General features: G+C 70.2%; 19 protein-coding genes. 11 read left to right on the forward strand and 8 right to left on the reverse strand.

What is annotated here, in order from left to right:
- The first annotated feature begins 84 nt into the window (after nt 1–84).
- The 3 genes from PG878_RS00110 (at nt 85) to PG878_RS00120 (ending at nt 3,515) form a co-directional block, all read left to right on the forward strand.
- Nucleotides 85–2,211, forward strand: a complete 2,127-nt coding sequence (locus PG878_RS00110; RefSeq protein WP_209029992.1) for a TonB-dependent receptor family protein — start codon at nt 85–87, stop codon at nt 2,209–2,211.
- Complete coding sequence (locus PG878_RS00115; RefSeq protein ID WP_209029991.1) at nt 2,183–2,881, forward strand: hypothetical protein; 699 nt, start codon at nt 2,183–2,185, stop codon at nt 2,879–2,881. Before PG878_RS00110 ends, PG878_RS00115 begins: the two co-directional genes overlap by 29 nt.
- Nucleotides 2,882–3,011: 130 nt before the next feature.
- The gene (locus PG878_RS00120; RefSeq protein ID WP_209029990.1) at nt 3,012–3,515 is read left to right on the forward strand and encodes a hypothetical protein; all 504 of its coding nucleotides are present in this window, start codon (nt 3,012–3,014) and stop codon (nt 3,513–3,515) included.
- 311 nt (nt 3,516–3,826) lie between these two features.
- Here the strand turns inward: PG878_RS00120 and PG878_RS00125 are convergent, their stop codons facing one another.
- Nucleotides 3,827–5,725 carry a sigma-54-dependent Fis family transcriptional regulator gene (locus PG878_RS00125; protein ID WP_209029989.1) on the reverse strand — a complete coding sequence of 633 codons (1,899 nt, stop codon included), beginning with the start codon at nt 5,723–5,725 and terminating at the stop codon, nt 3,827–3,829.
- 244 nt (nt 5,726–5,969) lie between these two features.
- On the opposite strand from PG878_RS00125, the gene adh reads away from it, so the two are divergent.
- From adh to PG878_RS00140, 3 genes are all read left to right on the forward strand, one after another.
- The gene (gene adh / locus PG878_RS00130; RefSeq protein ID WP_209029988.1) at nt 5,970–7,499 is read left to right on the forward strand and encodes an aldehyde dehydrogenase; all 1,530 of its coding nucleotides are present in this window, start codon (nt 5,970–5,972) and stop codon (nt 7,497–7,499) included.
- A gap of 127 nt (nt 7,500–7,626) precedes the next feature.
- Nucleotides 7,627–8,655, forward strand: a complete 1,029-nt coding sequence (adhP, locus tag PG878_RS00135) for an alcohol dehydrogenase AdhP (protein ID WP_209029987.1) — start codon at nt 7,627–7,629, stop codon at nt 8,653–8,655.
- Nucleotides 8,655–9,056 (forward strand): DUF779 domain-containing protein, encoded by a 402-nt coding sequence (locus PG878_RS00140; RefSeq protein WP_209029986.1) that lies wholly within the window; start codon nt 8,655–8,657, stop codon nt 9,054–9,056. The genes adhP and PG878_RS00140 overlap by 1 nt, the downstream gene beginning before the upstream one ends.
- 112 nt (nt 9,057–9,168) lie before the next feature.
- Here PG878_RS00140 and PG878_RS00145 read toward each other — a convergent pair whose 3' ends face one another.
- Nucleotides 9,169–9,471, reverse strand: coding sequence for a hypothetical protein (locus PG878_RS00145; RefSeq protein WP_209029985.1), 303 nt, complete (start codon nt 9,469–9,471; stop codon nt 9,169–9,171).
- Nucleotides 9,472–9,629: 158 nt separating this feature from the next.
- On the opposite strand from PG878_RS00145, the gene PG878_RS00150 reads away from it, so the two are divergent.
- Complete coding sequence (locus tag PG878_RS00150) at nt 9,630–10,025, forward strand: hypothetical protein (RefSeq protein ID WP_209029984.1); 396 nt, start codon at nt 9,630–9,632, stop codon at nt 10,023–10,025.
- Complete coding sequence (gene ku / locus PG878_RS00155) at nt 10,025–11,005, forward strand: non-homologous end joining protein Ku (RefSeq protein WP_209029983.1); 981 nt, start codon at nt 10,025–10,027, stop codon at nt 11,003–11,005. Before PG878_RS00150 ends, ku begins: the two co-directional genes overlap by 1 nt.
- Nucleotides 11,006–11,047: 42 nt before the next feature.
- On the opposite strand, the gene lldD is transcribed toward ku, so the two are convergent.
- From lldD to PG878_RS00180, 5 genes are all read right to left on the reverse strand, one after another.
- Complete coding sequence (gene lldD / locus PG878_RS00160) at nt 11,048–12,208, reverse strand: FMN-dependent L-lactate dehydrogenase LldD (RefSeq protein ID WP_209029982.1); 1,161 nt, start codon at nt 12,206–12,208, stop codon at nt 11,048–11,050.
- A gap of 13 nt (nt 12,209–12,221) precedes the next feature.
- Complete coding sequence (lldR, locus tag PG878_RS00165; protein WP_209029981.1) at nt 12,222–13,022, reverse strand: transcriptional regulator LldR; 801 nt, start codon at nt 13,020–13,022, stop codon at nt 12,222–12,224.
- 103 nt (nt 13,023–13,125) lie between these two features.
- Complete coding sequence (locus tag PG878_RS00170) at nt 13,126–13,581, reverse strand: DUF2214 family protein (protein ID WP_209029980.1); 456 nt, start codon at nt 13,579–13,581, stop codon at nt 13,126–13,128.
- Nucleotides 13,582–13,591: 10 nt separating this feature from the next.
- Nucleotides 13,592–14,170: a methyltransferase family protein gene (locus PG878_RS00175; protein WP_209029979.1), complete on the reverse strand. Its 579-nt coding sequence runs from the start codon at nt 14,168–14,170 to the stop codon at nt 13,592–13,594.
- Between the two features lie 15 nt (nt 14,171–14,185).
- Nucleotides 14,186–14,884: a CPBP family intramembrane glutamic endopeptidase gene (locus tag PG878_RS00180; RefSeq protein ID WP_244663615.1), complete on the reverse strand. Its 699-nt coding sequence runs from the start codon at nt 14,882–14,884 to the stop codon at nt 14,186–14,188.
- Between the two features lie 56 nt (nt 14,885–14,940).
- On the opposite strand from PG878_RS00180, the gene PG878_RS00185 reads away from it, so the two are divergent.
- The 3 genes from PG878_RS00185 (at nt 14,941) to fabV (ending at nt 18,236) form a co-directional block, all read left to right on the forward strand.
- Entirely contained in the window at nt 14,941–16,140 is a 1,200-nt protein-coding gene (locus PG878_RS00185; protein ID WP_425611793.1) for a sensor histidine kinase, read from the forward strand.
- The gene (locus PG878_RS00190) at nt 16,137–16,778 is read left to right on the forward strand and encodes a response regulator transcription factor (RefSeq protein WP_209029977.1); all 642 of its coding nucleotides are present in this window, start codon (nt 16,137–16,139) and stop codon (nt 16,776–16,778) included. Before PG878_RS00185 ends, PG878_RS00190 begins: the two co-directional genes overlap by 4 nt.
- 252 nt (nt 16,779–17,030) lie before the next feature.
- Nucleotides 17,031–18,236 (forward strand): enoyl-ACP reductase FabV, encoded by a 1,206-nt coding sequence (gene fabV / locus PG878_RS00195; RefSeq protein ID WP_209029976.1) that lies wholly within the window; start codon nt 17,031–17,033, stop codon nt 18,234–18,236.
- 327 nt (nt 18,237–18,563) lie between these two features.
- Here fabV and PG878_RS00200 read toward each other — a convergent pair whose 3' ends face one another.
- Complete coding sequence (locus PG878_RS00200; RefSeq protein ID WP_209029975.1) at nt 18,564–19,586, reverse strand: sugar kinase; 1,023 nt, start codon at nt 19,584–19,586, stop codon at nt 18,564–18,566.
- Nucleotides 19,587–19,655: the final 69 nt, after the last annotated feature.

Consider the following 19,655-nt stretch of genomic DNA (forward strand, 5'->3'; position numbering starts at 1 on the left):
GCCGGCACGGTCAAACACCTCATCCTAACAAACGCTGCCGCGCTTGGCCGGTGCGGTCGGGCGGCAGTTGGGCGATGATGGGCCATGTCTTCTTCCCTGCCCTCCGCCCTGCTCTGCGGGGCCTGCGCCCTGGCGCTGTCGTCCCTGGTCCACGCCGCGCCCGGCGAGGAGCCGGCCACCACCCTGCCCGCGTTGCAGGTCCAGGCCGCCCGCGTCGGCGGCGTGGCCGATTTCGACCTGCCGGCGTCGCTGACTACCACCGGCCTGGGCGACAGCGACCGCCTCGGCATACAGGCGTCCGAGGCGCTGGTCGGGGTGCCCGGCCTGCTCGCGCGCGACCGCCAGAACTATGCGCAGGACACCCAGCTGTCGATCCGCGGCTTCGGCGCGCGCTCGGCGTTCGGCGTGCGCGGCGTGCGCCTGCTGCTGGACGGCATCCCGGCGACGATGCCGGACGGCCAGGGCCAGCTGTCCAACTTCAACCTGTTCGGCAGCGAGCGGGTCGAGGTGCTGCGCGGGCCGTTCTCGGCGCTGTACGGCAACTCCTCCGGCGGCGTGGTGCAGCTGTGGAGCGCCGAAGGCCAGCCGGACGATCCGTGGCGGCTGCGCAGCGCGATCGGCAGCCACGGCACCGCGGCGCTCAGCGCGCAGGCGCTGGGCCAGCAAGGCGAGGTCCACTACAACCTGGCCGCCACCCATTTCAGCACCGACGGCTACCGCGACCACAGCCACGCCCAGCGCACCACCTTCAACGCCAAGCTCGGCATCGACCTGGCGCCGGGGCGTCGCCTGGACCTGCTGCTCAACGCGCTGGAGGCGCCCGATGCGCAGGATCCGCTGGGCCTGAGCCGCGCCCAGGCCGCTGCCGACCCGCGCCAGGCCACCGCCGCGGCCAGCCAGTTCGACACCCGCAAGTCCACCCGCCAGGTGCAGGCCGGCGCCATCTTCACCCAGCAGGTGGACCAGCAGACCTGGCGCCTGATGGGCTACGCCGGGCGCCGCGACGTCACCCAGTACCTCTCGGTCCCGGTGGGCGCGCAGAGCAATCCGCTCAACGCCGGCGGGGTGATCGACCTGGACGGCGACTACGGCGGCCTCGACGCGCGCTGGGCCTGGCAGGGCCAGCTGGCCGGCCGCCCGTTCCAGTTCACCGTCGGCGCCAACGCCGACCGCCAGCAACAGCACCGCACCGGCTACGAGAACTTCGTCGGCAGCACGCTCGGGGTGAAGGGCCGGCTGCGCCGCGACCAGCAGGACCGCGTGGAGAACGTGGACCAGTTCGCCCAGGCCTGGTGGCAGTTCGCCGAGCGCTGGTCGCTGCTCGCTGGCCTGCGCCACAGCCAGGTGCGGTTCCGCTCGGACGATGCCTACATCGTCGGCCGCAATCCCGACGACAGCGGCCGCACCGACTATGCCGCGACCACCCCGGTGGCCGGGCTGGTGTTCCGCGTCGCCGACGACCTGCGCCTCTACGCTTCGGCCGGACGCGGGTTCGAGACCCCGACCTTCAACGAGCTGGGCTACCGCCGCGACGGCGGCGCCGGCCTGGCGCTGGACCTGGCCGCGGCGCGCAGCCAGAACCTGGAACTGGGCGCGAAGTGGCGCAACGCCGCCGGCGCCAGCTGGGACGCGGCGCTGTTCCGCGCCAGCACCGACGACGAACTGGCAGTGGCCAGCAACACCAATGGCCGCAGCACCTACCGCAATATCGGCCGCACCCGCCGCCAGGGCGCCGAGACCAGCCTGACCCTGCCGCTGGGCGACAGCGCACAACTGCAACTGGCCTACACCTGGCTGCAGGCGACGGTGCGCCAGGCCTACCTGACCTGCGCGAGCAGCGGCTGCGCGACGCCTACCGCGGTGGTGGCCGCCGGCACCCGCCTGCCCGGCGTGCCGCAGCAGCAACTGTTCGCGCGCTGGCAGTGGCAGCCGCGTGCCTGGCAGTTCGCGGTCGAGGGCGTGGCCGCCGGCGACACCGTGGTCAACGACCTGGCCAGCGAGGCCGCGCCCGGCTACGCCCTGCTCAACCTGGAAGCGGCGCGGCGCTGGACCACCGCGCACGGCACCCTGCGCACCTTCGCGCGCATCGACAACGCGTTCGATCGCCGCTACATCGGCTCGGTCATCGTCAACGACGGCAATGGCCGTTACTACGAGCCGGGGCCGGATCGCAGCTATACGGTTGGGTTGCAGTGGGACTTGCCGCACTGAGCCGGTCGTAGGAGAGAACATCTACCAGCTTCATCCCAGCGCGGAGCTGTGCTGGCATTTCCGTGATCGCCCCTACCAGGGGGCGGCACCATGCGACGCGGAGTTCCTGTTCGTCGGCCTCGATGCGAACTACGCGGCCGATATCGCATTGCGCCCGGTGTTTGCGCAGGTGCTGGACTATCACCGCGATGGCGTCGGCTTCTGGCAGCGGCAAGGCGTACACCATCCATTCCTGCTGCCGCAGTACCGTGGCGGCGGTCGCCGCTACCACCGCAATTTCGCACGCCTGGGCTTTCTTCCGCAGGAGGCGGCGCAGGTCAGCTTCGTCGAGTTGCTGCATGTGCCGACCGTCGGGCGCAGCAATCTGGTGGTGGCGGATCTGGATCTTGACCATTTGCGCATGATCGACGCCGCCATGCGTAGTGGTCGCGCACACCACGTGTTCATGCCGGCCACCGTCGTGCGCGTGCTGCGCGCAACCCGGCTGTTTTCCTGGCTGCCTGCGCGCCCGAGCGCAGGTGACCTGTTGCCGCTGCTGTTCGCCGATACGCAGCGACGGATCTACCAGTCTCTGCACCTGTCCAACTACGGCAAGTTCCAGGCTCAGCTCGATCGCGAGGCGGACGCGGTGGCACGCCTGCTGCGGCAGCGCCGGGAGCGCCTGCCCTGACCTGGCCGCGGATCCTGCCGCAAACCGTGGCATGCCCGCTTCACAAGCCGCCGTCGGCGACGCTTAGACGCAGGGAGGGCAGCGCCGCATGGATCGTCCATGCCGGCGTCGATGTCGCGGAGGGATTGCCGTGGAAGACAAGCTCGACCGGTTGCTGCGCGACGTCGCCCGCCTCAAGCAGGCGCTGCAGACGCAGAAGACCCCGTCCGAGCGCGCGTTCCGGCTCCTGGAGAAGATGCTGGCCCCATTGGCGATGGCGGTGTTGGCCTTCTACGGCAATGCCGCCGCGGACAAGATTTCCGCAGGCCAGTTGGCGCTGGCAAAGCTCAGCGTGGAAGACAAGAACCGTGAGTTTGCGCGCTCGTTGCAGAGCAAGTACGTGGAACTCTTCTACGCCGACATCACCTCGGACGATCCGCTGCGGCAAGGCCACGCGCTGGGCCTGCTGCGCCTGATGGATCCACCGCTGGCGCTGCAACTGGCGGCGTTCGTCGCGTCCAGCCCCGCGGCGCCGCCGGGGCTCAAGGCGCAGGCCGAAGCCACCGGCCGGCAACTCCGGCGCGAACCCCGCGCGCCGCCGCAGCCGCCGTCCACGGCGGCGGCTGCGCCGTCGGCACCGGCACGGCCGCGATGAGCCGGGCCGATGGCGGGTGCGCGCCGCTCAACGTTGAAGCCGATGTCCAGGCCGCCGAAGCGCGTGTTCGCCAGCGCGACCAACGCCTGCGCATCGGCCTCCTCGCGGACATCGCCGGCCAGCCGCGCGGCCAGGCCGCCCGTCCTCGATCTCTGCGGCGAGCGTGCAGCAGCGTACCGCGGCGCGCGCCCAGCACCACGCAGGCGCCTTCGCGCGCGAATAGGTGCGCCGTGGCATGTCCGGTGCGGTCGCGTCGCGGCTGAAGCCGCTCCTACGAGACGTGCGGCGCAGCCGGACGGCGAAACGCGATCTCAGCGCGTCCCCAACTGCAGCCGCCGGTACAGCGTGCTGCGGCTGATGCCGAGCCGGCGTGCGGCCTGCGAGACGTTGCCGTTGCAGGCATCCAGGGCCTGGCGCATGGCGCCGAGCGCGAGACTGTCGAGGTCGGCATCGGGCAACGGCGTCGCTGTGGCGTCGTTGCCGCCCTGCTCTGCCGCGCGCACGCCGGGCAGATAGGCAGGCAAGGCATCGGTATCGACCAGCGCGTCCGGCTCGCTCAACGCCACCAGCGTGCGCAGACAGGCCACCAGCTGGCGCAGGTTGCCCGGCCACGCATAGGCGCCCAGCGTCGCCAGGGCGGCCTCGGTCAGGCGCCTGCCCTGGCCAAGCCGCGTCCACAGCTCGGCGACCAGCGTGCGCCGGTCCGGATGCGCGCGCAGCGCAGGCACCTGCACGCAGTGGTGGGCGATGCGGTAGTACAGGTCGGGGCGGAAGCGCTGCTCGGCCATCGCCGCGTCCAGGTCGCGGTGGGTGGCGCAGATCAGCGCGAAATCCAGTTTCACCGGCTTGCCGCCGCCCAGCGGCAGCAATTCGCGTTCCTGCAGCACGCGCAGCAGCCGCGGCTGCAGGGCCAGCGGCATGTCGCCGATCTCGTCCAGGAACAGCACGCCGCCATCGGCCTGGCGCAGCAGACCCGGGTTGCCGTGCTTGCGCGCCCCGGTGAAGGCGCCGTCCTCGTAGCCGAACAGTTCCGCCTCGATCAGCCCTTCCGGCAGCGCCGCGCAGTTGACCGCCACGAACGGGCGCCCGGCGCGCGCGCTGCGCCGGTGCAGCTCGCGCGCGAACACTTCCTTGCCGGTGCCGGTCTCGCCCTGCACCAGCACCGGCAGTTGCGCGTCGAGCACGCGCCGCGCGCGTTCCAGCGCCAACTCCTGTGCGGCGTCGAACAGCGGTGCGTCGGACGCCGCCGCGGCCGAGGGCCGCGACGACGCAGTCACCGTGATCGGCGCCTGCTGCGGGCGTCGCCGCGGCCGGTCGTCGGCCGGGCTGTCGATGCGTCCATGCAGCGCCCGCCCCTGCAGATCGAACACGCTACCCTGCTGGCGCAGCCGCGACAGCGGCTCCTCGAACAGCGCTTCGTAGGGCGCGCGGCCGAGTTCGTGGCGTTCCAGTCCGAACAGCCGCAGCCCGGCCTGGTTGGCCGCCACCAGGCGGCCGTTGCGGAACGCCAGCAGCGCTTCGCGCGCGGTACCGAGCAGCGCCGGGTCGTGGTGCACGCGCAGCAGCTCGCAGCCGGCAATGCCGTCGTCGAAATAGCGGTGCTCGATGTTGGCCACGGCCATCCGCGCCAGCGCCAGCGCGTGCATGTGCTGCACGCTGGCGTCGCCGGAGATGTCGAGCACGCCGGCCAGGCGGCCGTAGGGATCGAAGATCGGCACCGCGGCGCAACTGAGGATCTGGTGCGGGGCGAAATAGTGCTCGCCACCGCGTACTTCCACCGAGCGGCTTTCGACGATCGCCGTGCCGATCGCATTGGTGCCGACCTGGGGTTCGCTCCAGCAGGCGCCCGGCATCAGCGCCACCCTGCCCGCCTTGTCGAGGAAGCGCGGGCTGCCTTCGGCGTCGAGGATCCAGCCGGCCTCGTCGGTGAGCAGCACGATGCTGCCGGTGGCCGCGGCGTCGCCGGCCAGGCCTTCCAGTTCGGCGCGGGCCAGCCGCCACAGCCGCTCGTGCGCCTCGCGCAGGGCGCGCAGGCGCGAGGCTTCCAACGGCTCGATCGCCGGCTTGGCGTCCGCGGCCAGGCCCAGGCGCTGGCAGCGCTGCCACGACTGCAGGATGGTGTCGGGCACCTGCCCGACCGGCGCGCCGCCGCGTTCGAAGAAGGCCCGGCGGGCCTGGCCGAGTTGGTGTTGCGAAGGGTGCTGCGCCATGTCCGGCTCCGCTGTCGCAGATTGCGACACCTGGTGATACGGGTGTTCCGATAAACAGCACATCCGCCGGCGCGGCGCAATCGACAGACGTGACGCGACGCAGCAAAACCGCATGGGGTGCGTCGATGCGTCGCGGTGCGACCGCGTGACGCGGCGCAGCACGCAAAACCTGGCATCGGACTTGCGCATGTGCAGCTACCCGGACGGGCCTGCCCGTCCTTCTCGACCGCCGAAGGAGAACACGATGAACGCCGTCAGCACCGCCAAGCCGCATGCCACCGATCCGCAGTCCATCTTCAAGTCGCGCTACGGCAACTTCATCGGCGGCAAGTGGGTGGAGCCGAAGAGCGGGCAGTACTTCGACAACAGCACGCCGATCACCGGCAAGGTGTTCACTGCGGTGGCGCGCTCCAACGCCGAGGACATCGAGGCCGCGCTGGACGCCGCGCATGCCGCCAAGGACGCCTGGGGCAAGACCTCCAGCACCGAGCGCAGCAACGTGCTGCTGAAGATCGCCGACCGCATCGAGCAGAACCTGGAGCTGCTGGCCTATGCCGAGACCTGGGACAACGGCAAGCCGGTGCGCGAGACGCTCAATGCCGACGTGCCGCTGTGCGTGGACCACTTCCGCTACTTCGCCGGTGCGGTGCGCGCGCAGGAAGGCGGCATCTCCGAGATCGACCACGACACCATCGCCTACCACTTCCACGAGCCGCTCGGCGTGGTCGGCCAGATCATTCCGTGGAACTTCCCGCTGCTGATGGCGTGCTGGAAGCTGGCGCCGGCGCTGGCCGCGGGCAACTGCGTGGTGATGAAGCCGGCCGAGCAGACCCCGGCCTCGATCCTGGTGCTGATGGAGGTGATCGGTGACCTGCTGCCGCCGGGCGTGCTCAACGTGGTCAACGGCTTCGGCCTGGAGGCGGGCAAGCCGCTGGCCAGCAATCCGCGCATCGCCAAGATCGCCTTCACCGGCGAGACCACCACCGGCCGGCTGATCATGCAGTACGCCAGCCAGAACCTGATCCCGGTGACGCTGGAGCTGGGCGGCAAGTCGCCGAACATCTTCTTCGCCGACGTGATGGCCGAGGACGACGATTTCCTCGACAAGGCGGTGGAAGGTTTCGTGCTGTTCGCCTTCAACCAGGGGGAGGTCTGCACCTGTCCGTCGCGCGCGCTGATCCAGGAATCGATCTACGAGAGGTTCATGGAGAAGGCGCTCAAGCGGGTGGCGGCGATCAAGCAGGGCAACCCGCTCGATCCCAACACCATGGTCGGCGCGCAGGCCTCCAGCGAGCAGTTGGAGAAGATCCTGTCCTATATCGACATCGGCAAGCAGGAGGGCGCCGAGGTGCTGATCGGCGGCGAGCGCAACGCGCTGGACGGCGAGCTGGCCGGCGGCTTCTACGTCCAGCCGACGGTGTTCAAGGGCCACAACAAGATGCGCGTGTTCCAGGAGGAGATCTTCGGCCCGGTGGTGTCGGTGACCACCTTCAAGGACGAGGCCGAGGCGCTGGCCATCGCCAACGACACGCTGTACGGACTGGGCGCCGGCGTGTGGAGCCGCGATGCGGCGCGGCTGTACCGCATGGGCCGCGCGATCCAGGCCGGACGGGTGTGGACCAACTGCTACCACGCCTATCCGGCGCATGCGGCGTTCGGCGGCTACAAGCAGTCGGGCATCGGCCGCGAGAACCACAAGATGATGCTCGACCACTACCAGCAGACCAAGAACCTGCTGGTCAGCTACTCGCCGAAGGCGCTGGGTTTCTTCTGACCCGCGGGGCCAGGGCGACGGCACGCTGCCGGCGTGCCGTCGCCCGCCTGCGAACTGATCTGGATCAAGGCACTCCGTCGCCGGTCGCGCGATGGTGACAGTACCCGTTTTTCTCAGGAGCGTTGCAATGGACAAGACGATGAAAGCCGCCGTGGTGCGGGAATTCGGCAAGCCGCTGGCGATCGAGGAAGTGGCGGTGCCGCGTCCGCAGGCAGGCGACATCCTGGTCAAGATCGAAGCCTGCGGCGTGTGCCACACCGACCTGCACGCGGCCGAAGGCGACTGGCCGGTGAAGCCGAACCCGCCGTTCATTCCCGGCCACGAGGGTGTAGGCCATGTGGTGGCGGTGGGCGCTGGCGTGGGCCACGTCAGGGAAGGCGATCGTGTCGGCATTCCGTGGCTGTACTCGGCCTGCGGCCATTGCGAGCACTGCCTGGGCGGCTGGGAAACCCTGTGCGAAACCCAGCAGAACACCGGCTACTCGGTCAACGGCGGCTTCGCCGAATACGCCCTGGCCAATGCCAACTACGTCGGCCACCTGCCGAAGAACATCGGCTTCGTCGAGGTCGCGCCGATCCTGTGCGCCGGCGTCACCGTGTACAAGGGCCTGAAGGTCACCGACACCCGGCCCGGCAACTGGGTGGTGATCTCCGGCATCGGCGGCCTCGGCCACATGGCGGTGCAGTACGCCAAGGCGATGGGCCTGAACGTGGCAGCGGTGGACGTGGACGACGCCAAGCTGGCGCTGGCCACGCGCCTGGGGGCGACGGTGACGGTGAATGCGCGCACCACCGATCCGGTGGCGTACCTGAAGAAGGAGATAGGCGGTGCGCACGGTGCGCTGGTCACCGCGGTCTCGCCCAAGGCGTTCGAGCAGGCGATCGGCATGGTCCGCCGCGGCGGCACCGTCTCGCTTAACGGGTTGCCGCCGGGCCAGTTCCCGCTGGACATCTTCGGCATGGTGCTCAATGGCGTGACCGTGCGCGGTTCGATCGTCGGCACGCGGCTGGACCTGCAGGAGTCGCTGGAGTTCGCCGAGCAGGGCAAGGTCGCCGCGACCGTGGCCACCGACACCCTGGACAACGTCAACGACGTGTTCGCACGCATGCATGCCGGCAAGATCGAAGGCCGCATCGTGCTGGACATGGCCGCCTGATGGACGCGTCCGCGCCCGCAGCCGATGCCGCGTTGCCGCCGCAGGTGCTGGCGACGCTGCCGGCGCTGCAGTTGATCGCGAAGCTGCGGGCGCGGCACGGCGCGCTGCTGTTCCACCAGTCCGGCGGTTGCTGCGACGGTTCCTCGCCGATGTGCTATCCGCAGGACGACTTCATCGTCGGCGACCGCGACGTGCTGCTGGGCGAGATCGGGCAGGCGCCGTTCTACATCAGCCCGTCGCAGTTCGCCTACTGGAAGCACACGCAGCTGATCATCGACGTCGTGCCCGGGCGCGGTGGCATGTTCTCGCTGGAGAACGGCGAGGGCGTGCGCTTCCTGGTGCGCTCGCGCCTGTTCACCGACAGCGAGTACGCCGCGCTGGAGGCGGCGGGGAAGGTGTAATGGACTGTGTAGGAGCGGCTTGAGCCGCGACGGGCGTTACCGGTATCGCCCGTCGCGGCTAAAAGCCGCTCCTACAGGTGTGATGCATCGCGTCGGCGGTGCCCTTGGCGGCCTAGGACGCCTTCGGCGCCTTCGCCGGCACGAATGGCGACACCGGGTCGCTGGCGGGGAAGGTTTCTTCCAGGGCTTCGTCCTGGTTGGCGTCGGCATGCCGTCCGTGCGCGCTGTCGGGCGTGGAATGCGCCGGCGTGTCGGGCGGGGCAGGACGGTCCTCGCCGGTGCGTGGCTCGTGTTCGACGATGGTCTCGGGGCGGTCGCCGGCACCGCGGTCTTCGCTGCGTTGCGTCTCGCGTTTGCCGCGCTGCTCGCCGGGGACGGGCGCGGCGTGGCGCAGCGGATCGGTGGGCGTGGACATGTCCGGTTCCTCCAGAGGAATGGCGGAGGCCCAGTTCACCGCCGCGGCGGTGAAGCCATTGCGAATCGCAGCCCTTGCACGCGTCGGTCACGAACCGCTAACGGGGCGGGCGCTACTGCTGCGCATCCCCCGCCGCCGTTGCCGCCCGGAGCCCTGCCATGCGCCCCAGCGACCGCCCCGATCCGCTGCTGTTCAACGCCCATCTCGACCCTCTGCCGAGCGTGCCGCCGCCGCGCCGCCGTGGTGCCGCGCTGCGCCCGCAGGATGCGCCGGACTACCGCCGCTACAGCCTGGCCGACTACCGCCAGCGCCGTGCCCGCCATCGCACCCCATGGCGCGACCTGTGCCCGGCCTATGCCTTCGCCCTGCAGACCCACGCCCGCGGCTGGCCGCGTGGGCCGGAGGCCGAGACCGATGGCGAACTGGCCGCGCATTGGGACCTGGTGCGCGGCGACTCGCGGCTGGACTGGCACCAGGCGCGGCAGGTGGTCGAGGACGCCTGGCAGGCGCTGGACCACTTGCCGGCGCAGGCGACCGGCATGGAGCCGCACTGATGCCGCGCCCGATCTGGACCGGCACGCTGTCCTTCGGCCTGCTCAACGTGCCGGTGTCGCTGATGTCCGGCGAACGGCGCATCGATCTGCACTTCCGCATGCTCGATGCGCGCGACAAGCGCCCGATCCGCTTCGAGCGGGTCAATGCCGACACCGGCGAGGAAGTGCCGTGGAAGGACATCGTCAAGGCCTACGAATACAGCAAGGGCAACTACGTGGTGGTCGAGCAGCAGGACATCGCCTCGGCCGCGCCGGAAAGCCACGAGACGGTGGAAGTGGAGGCCTTCGTCGATGCATCCGAGATCGACCTGCGCTACTTCGAGAAGCCCTACGTGCTGGTGCCCGGCAAGAAGGCCGAGAAGGGCTATGTGCTGCTGCGCGAGACCCTGCGCAATACCGGCAAGGTCGGCATTGCGCGGGTGGTGATCCGCACCCGCGAATACCTGTCGGCGGTGATGCCGCTGCAGGACGCGCTGGTGCTGATCCTGTTGCGCTATCCGCAGGAGCTGGTCGACCTGGACGACTACACGCTGCCCAGCGGCAAGGCCGCCGACTACCGGATCAGCGCCAAGGAAACCGAGATGGCGGCGCAGTTGATCGACTCGATGTCCGGGCGCTGGGATCCCGATTCCTACCACGACGAATTCCGCGAGCGGCTGCACGCGGTGATCCAGAAGCGGATCAAGGCGCAGGAGGGCACCACCCAGGTCGACGAGGATGCCGAGGCGCCGCAGCGCGAGGACGCCACCACCAACGTGGTCGACTTCATGTCGCTGCTGCAGAAGAGCCTGGATGCCAAGAAGCGCACGCCGGCAAGGCAGGACGAGCGCGTGCCGGTGCGCAAGACCGCGGCGAAGAAGAGCGGCAAGCCGGCCAAGAGCGCAGCCGGCAAGGCCAAGAAGGCGACGCGCGCCAAGCCGGCGGCGGCCAAGGCCAAGCCGGCCGCGCGCAAGGCGCCGGCGCGGCGCAAGGCCGGGTAGGGCAGGCCGGTCGCGGCGGCGCCAGGGCCGCCGCGACCGGCGCTACGCCGCGACCATCCCCTCGCGCGTCACCTGCGCCAGCGACTCGCGCGAGATCGCGGCGATCGACCTGGCGCCGGTCAGGGTCATCGCCACCTGCATCTCCTTCTCGATCAGGCCCAGCAGATGCTCCACGCCGGCCTGGCCGGCGGCGGCCAGCGCGTAGACGAAGGCGCGGCCGAGCAGCACGGTGTCTGCGCCCAGCGCCAGCATGCGCACCACGTCCAGGCCGTTGCGCACGCCGGAGTCGGCCAGGATCTTCAGCTCGCCCTTCACCGCATCGGCGATCGCCGGCAACGCCCGCGCGCTGGACAGCACGCCGTCGAGCTGGCGCCCGCCATGGTTGGAAACGACGATGCCGTCGGCGCCGAACCGCACCGCATCGCGCGCATCGTCCGGATCGAGAATGCCCTTGATCACCATCGGCCCGGTCCAGAACTCGCGGATCCACTCCAGGTCCTTCCACGAAATCGACGGATCGAAGTTGGCGCCGAGCCAGCCGATGTAGTCGGCCAGCCCGGTGGGGTGGCCGCGGTAGGTGGAGATGTTGCCCAGGTCGTGCGGGCGCCCGCGCAGGCCCACGTCCCACGCCCAGCGCGGATGGGTGACGGCCTGCAGCATGCGCCGTAGCGGCGCGTTGGGGCCGCTCATGCCCGAATGCGCGTCGCGGTAGCGCGCGCCCGGCACCGGCATGTCCACGGTGAACACCAGGGTGGTGACGCCCGCCGCCTTGGCCCGCTCCAGCGCGTTGCGCATGAAACCGCGGTCCTTGAGCACGTACAGCTGGAACCACATCGGCCGGTCGATCGCCGGCGCCACTTCCTCGATCGGGCACACCGACACCGTGGACAGGGTGAACGGCACGCCCTTGGCCGCTGCCGCCCTGGCCGCCTGCACCTCGCCGCGGCGCGCGTACATGCCGGTCAGGCCCACCGGCCCCAGCGCCACCGGCAAGGCCAGGCGTTCGCCGAACAGCTCGGTGTGCAGGTCCAGCGCCGACATGTCGCGCAGCACGCGCTGGCGCAGGGCGATGTCGCTCAGGTCGGACACGTTGCGGCGCAGGGTGTGCTCGGCATAGGCGCCGCCGTCGATGTAGTGGAACAGGAACGGCGGCAACTGGCGCTGCGCGGCGGCACGGTAGTCGGTGGCGGCGGAAATGATCATCGGGGCAGGGCGGTCAGGGAGAGGAGGGGAGGCGCGAGGCACGGGCGCGGCGCGCATCGTCCTCGTCGAGGGTGCGCAGCGCGCTGTGCACGAATTCCAGGTGGGCGTGCGCGGCGGCGCGGGCGCGTTCGGGGTCGCCGGCCAGGATCGCGTCGCGCAACGCGCGGTGCTGGGCGAGAAGGGCAGAGAAGATGCGCGGCGATTCGAAAAGCTGCTGCCGGCTCTGCGAGATGTTGGCCTGCAGCAGGTCGAACAGCCCGCGCATCACCTGCAGCAGCACCCGGTTGTGGGTGGCCTCGGCGATGGCCAGGTGGAAGTCGGCGTCGGCGTGCGCCTGGGCGGCGGCATCGGCCTGCGCATGGGTCTGCAGCAGCGCCTCGTAGGCCGCCTCGATGCGCGCGCGGTCGTCGTCGGTGGCGCGCAGCGCCGCATGCCAGGCGGTGGCGCCTTCCAGCGCATGGCGGGCTTCCAGCACGTCGAAGCGGTACTCCGGGTCGGCGTGCAGCAGCGGCAGGAACGGCTGCAGCGGCGCCACCACCTGGTCCTCCGGGGTCGGAGGCCGTTGCACGTAGGTGCCGCCGCCCACGCGCGCCCGCAACAGCCCCTGGCTGGCGAGCTGGGCGATGGCCTCGCGCAGCACCGGGCGGGACACGCCCAGTTCCGCGGCCAGGGCGCGCTCGGCGGGCAGGCGCGCATCGACCGCCAGGCCGCGTTGCGCGATCAGTGCGCGCAACTGGGCGGCGACCCGGTCGCTGAGCCGGGCAGGAGGCTCGGCCGCGGCGTCGGTGCTGGCGGCAACGGATGTATTGGTCATACCAATTGCATGAAGGCAGATCGCGTGGTCTGGCCATTAGGCGCCACGTTTCACGCAACGTCAATTACCACAGCAACATGTGGTGCATAATTGGTCATACCAATCAGAACATCCGATAGCGCGCCATCGCCGCGGCCAGCACCACCAGGACTGCCACCAGGGCCAGTTCCAGCCCGAGCAGACGCTGCAGCGTGCGCACCTGTGCGGGCGGCGGCGCCCAGTCCGGCTGCTGCCGCGCCTGCCGGCGCCAGCGAAGCAGGCGCAGCGTCGGCACCAGCGAGAGCAGGCCGATCGCCGCAAAGGTGCCGAGCTTGGCCCAGAACCAGGGGTTGTGCAGGTAGTTGTCGGCGCCCTTGAGTCCGTAGCGCACGCGCAGCGCGCCGATCGCCAGGATCAGCAGCGCGGCCACACCGTACGTGGCGTCGATGCGGACCAGCCGCGTCAGCTGGATGCGTTGCAGCGGCGTGCGCAGCAGGGCCCATTCCGCCACCAGCGCGGCGATCAGCAGCAGCATCGCCAGGTGGTGCAGGGCGGCCAGCAGCAGGTCAACGGTGCCCATAGGCGCGGCCTCACCACACCCACGGCAGCAGCCGCCAGCTGTGCGCGGCGTAGTCCGGGTAGTCCTCGGGGAAGGCCTGGGTCAGCATCGCTTCCTCCACCCGGATGCGGCGCAGGAATGCCCAGGTCACCGGCAGCACGATCGCCAGCAGCGACAGCACGTTGCCCATGCCCAGCGCCAGCCCGTAGAACGCCAGCAGCGCGCCGGTGTAGGAGGGGTGGCGCAGCCACCGATAGGGGCCGGCAGTGATCAGCGCATGGCCTGGCTGGATGCCCACGTCCACGGTGAACTGCCGGCCCAGCACCGCAATGGCCCACAGCCGGAACGCCAGCCCGCCGACAACCATCGCTGTCCCGATCCACAGCAGCGGCAGGCGCCAGCCGAACGGCCAGCGACCGACGCCCAGCACGCTCAGCATCACGGCCACGAAGATCGCCGCGTACAGCACTGTCCACAGCATGCGCAGCGTGCCGCCATCGCGCGCAGGATCGTCCTGGCTGCGGCGCCGACGGCCAATGAACACTTCCACCGCCCACCACGCGGCGCAGGCGATCCAGAACAGCAGGTGCGACAGGTCGAGGTTCAGCATCGCAGACTCCTTCACTCAATGCGGCAGAACGGCGGGCAACGCCGACAGGATGACCAACCAGTGCAGGATGAGCCCGGGCCACAGCCGCCGGCAGATCAAGAACAACACGCAGAACACCAGTCCCCACGTGAAGAACCACCCAAACTGGCTGAGGGACTTCAGCCCGTGCTGCGCAACGAACGCCAGGGAAGCCAGCAGGCACGCAACGACGATCCCCGCACCGCGGCGACGCAACCCTTGCAACGCGAAGCCGCGGTACACCAGCTCTTCGCACAGGCCGCCCAGCAGGCCCATCACCACGTAGATCAGCCGCGCCTGCAGCGTGCGCGGCGTCAGGTTCGCCAGATCGGACAGTTGTGCCGGATCGGCCGCGGGACCATGCGCCAGTGCCCACTCCACACCGCCGATCAGGGCGAAGGCCACCCCGAGGTATGCCGCGATCAACCACGCCGTGCCGCGACTGCCGAACGACCAGCCGATGTCCCGCCAGGACCAGCCCGCTTTCCTCAGCGCCAAGCGCAACAACGCGATTTGAACGGCGTACCAGCAAGCGGCGAGCAAGAAGACGACCGCCTGCGCGTCCCAGTGCGCCGCCTCCATTGCGGGGCGCTGCAACAGCAGCAGCGACACCAGGAACGAACCGAGCGGAAAGCCAAGCAGGACGGCAAGCAGCGCTGCGGTCGACATGGGGTGGCGGGGCATCGTGGCGGCCATGCGAGGCACTCGGGAAGGTCTGCAGGAGGACGCTCCCAGCATCCGCCGCCGATCGGATTGCTGGCATGGCCGGTCGTCATGATCATGACCTGCCGGAAGTCACGACCTGCCGCCAGCCCATTGCCACTTGCGTCAGGGCGGGCGAGCATCGCCCCATGCACCCGATCCTGCGCGAGTTCTTCGAGCCGCTCAATATCGCTGGCCTGATCACGATCGTGGCGGTGGCGCTATCGTTCGGCTTCGAAGCCGACGGCAGCGCGCTGCGGTGGTGGCTGCTGGGCGGCTTCGCCGGGCTGTTCATCGCCTACGACTGGCTCAAGGCACGTGCGGTGCTGCCGGACGCGGCGCTGTGCGTGCAGGCGGTGCTGGCGTTGTGGCTGGTCTACCTGGAGCCGCGCGCCGGTACGGCGCCGGTGCTGCTGGTCATGCTGGTGGCGCACGCGGCCATGCGCTGGCGGCCGGCGGTGGTGCTGACCTTCGGCCTGGCGATCAATGTCGGCCTGTACCTGATGCTGGACATGGTGGGCGTCAAGCGGCAGTGGCTGGTGGTCGCCATCTACGCGAGCTTCCAGGCATTTTCCGCGCTGGTCGCTTACTACGCGCGCAACGCCGAGCGCACGCGTGATGCGCTGGCCCTGGTCAATGCCGACCTGCTGGCCACGCGCGCGCTGCTCGCCGAGAGCGCGCGCGATGCCGAACGCCTGCGCGTGGCACGCGAACTGCACGATGTGGCCGGGCACAAGCTCACCGCGATGAAGCTCAACCTGCGCGTGCTGGCCGGCGACCCGGCCCTGGCCGCGCGCAACGAGGTGCATATCGCCCAGCAACTGTCCAGCGAGCTGCTGGACGACATTCGCAGTGTGGTCCAGGCGTTGCGCGATACGCGGGGGCTGGACCTGCACACCGCGCTGCGCGCGCTGGCCGCGCCGCTGCCGCGTCCCGCGTTGGCGCTGGACATCGCCGCCGATGCCACCGTCACCGATCCGGCCCTGGCCGAGACCCTGCTGCGCGTGGTGCAGGAAGCCTTGACCAATACCGCCCGGCACACCGACGCCGATACGCTGCACGTGCGCCTGGCACGCGACGGCCAGGCGTTGCTGCTGCGCATCGAGGACAACGGCCGGCACGCCGCGCGCCTGCGCGAAGGCAACGGCCTGTCCGGCATGCGCGAGCGCATCGCCGCCGCGCACGGCTGCCTGGACATCGGTTTCACCCCGCACGGCGCGCTGCGCCTGACCGCCAGGATCCCCGCATGACCCAACTCGCATCCATCACCGTCGCGCTGGCCGACGACCAGGCGCTGGTGCGCGCCGGGCTGCGCGCCCTGCTGCAGCAGCAGGGCATCGCGGTCGCATTCGAGGTCAGCGATGGCGCCGAGCTGATCGAACGGTTGGCAACCGAGCCGGTGGACGTGGTGCTCAGCGACATCCGCATGCCCGGCGTGGACGGTATCGAAGCCTTGACCCGGTTGCGCGCGAGCGGGAATGGCACGCCGCTGCTGCTGCTCACCACCTTCGACGACTCGGACCTGCTGCTGCGCGCCACCGCCGCCGGCGCACAGGGCTTCCTGCTCAAGGATGCCGCCCCCGAGGACCTGCGCGAGGCGATCGCGCGCGTGGCCGCCGGCGAGACCCTGCTGCAGCCGGTCAGCACCGACCCAGTGCGCGCGCGCTACCGCTACCGCGACGAGGACGCCCCGCGCGACACCTTCAGCGAACGCGAAGTGGCGATCCTGCGCCTGCTCGCCGGCGGCTACTCGAACAAGGAGATCGCGCGCAGCCTGTTCCTGGCCGAGGGCACGGTGAAGAACTACGTGTCCACCATCCTCGACAAGCTCGGCACCCGCGACCGCACCCGCGCCGTGCTCAAGGCGATCACCTTGCGCATCATCTGATGCGCGCATAGACGGTAGCGCGGCGACGGCCGGCGACAGCGCGTCGGGACTGAAGTCCCTCCCACACTGTCTCCATCCGACACAGCGGCGCCGTCGCCCGTCGTAGGAGTGGCTTCAGCCGCGACGCGACAGCACCCGAACCCGCCCGCCCACTGCCAACTCCATACCCCGCCGTCTGCTGCCACCGGGACTTCTGCACACCCGCCGCAGACATTAAGATGCCGCGGGCATTGTGCCGACGAGGAATTCACGTTGATCATCCATCCGAAAGTCCGCGGTTTCATCTGCACCACCACGCATCCGCTCGGCTGCGAGCGCAACGTGCTCGAGCAGATCGCCGCCACGCGCGCGCGCGGCGTGCGCCACGATGGCCCAAAGAACGTGCTGGTGATCGGCGCGTCCAGCGGCTACGGCCTGGCCTCGCGCATCACCGCCGCCTTCGGTTTCGGCGCCGCCACCCTCGGCGTGTTCTTCGAGAAGCCCGGCAGCGAGAAGAAGGCCGGTACCGCCGGCTGGTACAACGCCGCCGCCTTCGATAAGCAGGCAAAGGCCGCCGGCCTGTACAGCAAGTCGATCAATGGCGACGCCTTCTCCGACGAGGCGCGCGCCAAGGTCATCGAACTGATCAAGCAGGACATGGGCGGCCAGGTCGATCTGGTGGTCTATTCGCTGGCCTCGCCGGTGCGCAAGCTGCCGGGCACCGGCGAAGTGAAGCGCTCGGCGCTCAAGCCGATCGGCCAGACCTACACCGCCACCGCCATCGACACCAACAAGGACGCCATCATCGAGGCCTCGATCGAGCCGGCCACCGAGCAGGAGATCGAAGACACCGTCACCGTGATGGGTGGTCAGGACTGGGAACTGTGGATCGATGCGCTGGACGCGGCCGGCGTGCTCGCCCCGGGCGCGCGCACTGTCGCCTTCAGCTACATCGGCACCGAGATCACATGGCCGATCTACTGGCACGGCGCACTCGGCAAGGCCAAGGTCGACCTCGACCAGACCGCGCAGCGCCTGCACGCGCGCCTGCAGCCGCAGGGCGGCGCGGCCAACGTGGCGGTGCTGAAATCGGTGGTGACCCAGGCCAGCGCGGCGATCCCGGTGATGCCGCTGTACATCTCCATGGTCTACAAGATCATGAAGGAAAAGGGCCTGCACGAAGGCACCATCGAACAGGCCGACCGCCTGTTCCGCGAGCGCCTGTACCGCGAGGACGGCCAGCCGGCCGCCACCGACGACGAGAACCGCCTGCGCCTGGACGACTGGGAACTGCGCGACGACGTGCAGGACGCCTGCAAGGCGCTGTGGCCGCAGGTGACCACCGAGAACCTGTTCCAGCTCACCGACTACGCCGGCTACAAGCACGAGTTCCTCAAGCTGTTCGGCTTCGAACGCCAGGACGTGGACTACGACGCCGACGTCGACCCGGACGTCAAGTTCGATTGCGTGGAGCTCTGAGGGGCGGGGATTCGGGAGTGGGGATTCGGGAGTCGTCGTGATCCCGGATCCTGGAGAGAACATGCGGCCGGCAGCGATGTCGGCCGTTTTCTTTCGTACCTCGCATCGCCAACGTTCGATGCCGGTCGCGGCTGAAGCCGCTCCTACGAGAGCACGCGCTGCACCCGTAGGAGCGGCTTCAGCCGCGACAAGCGAAGCCGCGATGCCTGAACCGCCAGCACACCATCAAGCCTAAAAGCCGCCACATCGCAACGCTAATCCGGAAGCAGACCCCGCAGCGCCAGCGCCTCTACGATTCCCCACTCCCCATTCCCCACTCCCGGCTCTTCACCGCCTCACATCGAACCGCGTCGCCCCCACGCAGGCCCGCACCTCGGCCTCGCTCAGCGCCAGCACGTCGCCCGGCAGCGTGTGCTTGAGGCAGCCGGCGGCCAGGCCGAAGCGGATCGTCGCGCTGTCGTCCCAGCCCTGGCTCAAGCCGTGCAACACGCCGGCGGCGAAGGCGTCGCCGCCGCCGATGCGGTCGACGATGCCGCTCAGCTCCTCGGCCGGCGCCTGCGCCACGCTGCCGTCGCGGCGCAGCAGCATCGCGCCCAGGCTGTGCCGGTCGACGCTGTGCGCCACGCGCTGGGTGCAGGCCATCGCCTGCAGCTGCGGGAACGCGGCGAAGGCATCGCGCGCGCCCGCTTCCACCCGCGCCTGCACGCTGTCCTGCGGGTAGCGGTGACCCAGCACCACCTCCAGGTCGCGGTAGTCGGCGAACAGCACGTCCGCCTGGGCCAGCAGCTGCCGCAGGATGCCCGGCGCATCGCCGTTCCAGGCCTCCCACAGCTTGGGCCGGTAGTTGCCGTCGAACGACACCCGCACCCCGGCCGCGCGTGCGGCCTGCGCGGCCGCCAGCGCCGCCGCCGCACCGCGTTCGCCCAGCGCCGGGGTCACTCCGGACAGGTGCAGCCATTGCGCGCTCCCCAGCAGCGCAGGCCAGTCGTGCCGGTCGCCCGCGTCCAGCGCGAAGACCGAGCCGGCGCGGTCGTAGGTGACCTCGCTGGGCCGATGCCCGGCGCCGGTGCTGAGGAAGTACAGGCCCATGCGCCCGGGCGCGAAGCGCACGCCGCTGGTGTCCACGCCATGCCGGCGCAACTCGCCGGCGGCGGCCTGGCCCAGCGGGTTGTCCGGCAGCACGCTGACCACCGAGACGGCGTGGCCGAAATGCGCCAGCGCCACGCCCACGTTGGCCTCGGCGCCACCCACCTGCACCTCCAGGCGCGGGGTCTGCAGCAGGCGTTCGTGGCCGGGCGCGCCCAGGCGCAGCAACAGTTCGCCGAAGCAGACGATGCGGGAAGCGGTCATGGCGGGCGGGTCCGGCGGCCGAAGGGACGCCAAGCATGCCGCGAAACGCGGACCTCGGCCAGAAAAACT

It is taken from the genome of Xanthomonas hawaiiensis, from assembly GCF_031834635.1.
Classification (GTDB): domain Bacteria; phylum Pseudomonadota; class Gammaproteobacteria; order Xanthomonadales; family Xanthomonadaceae; genus Xanthomonas_A; species Xanthomonas_A sacchari.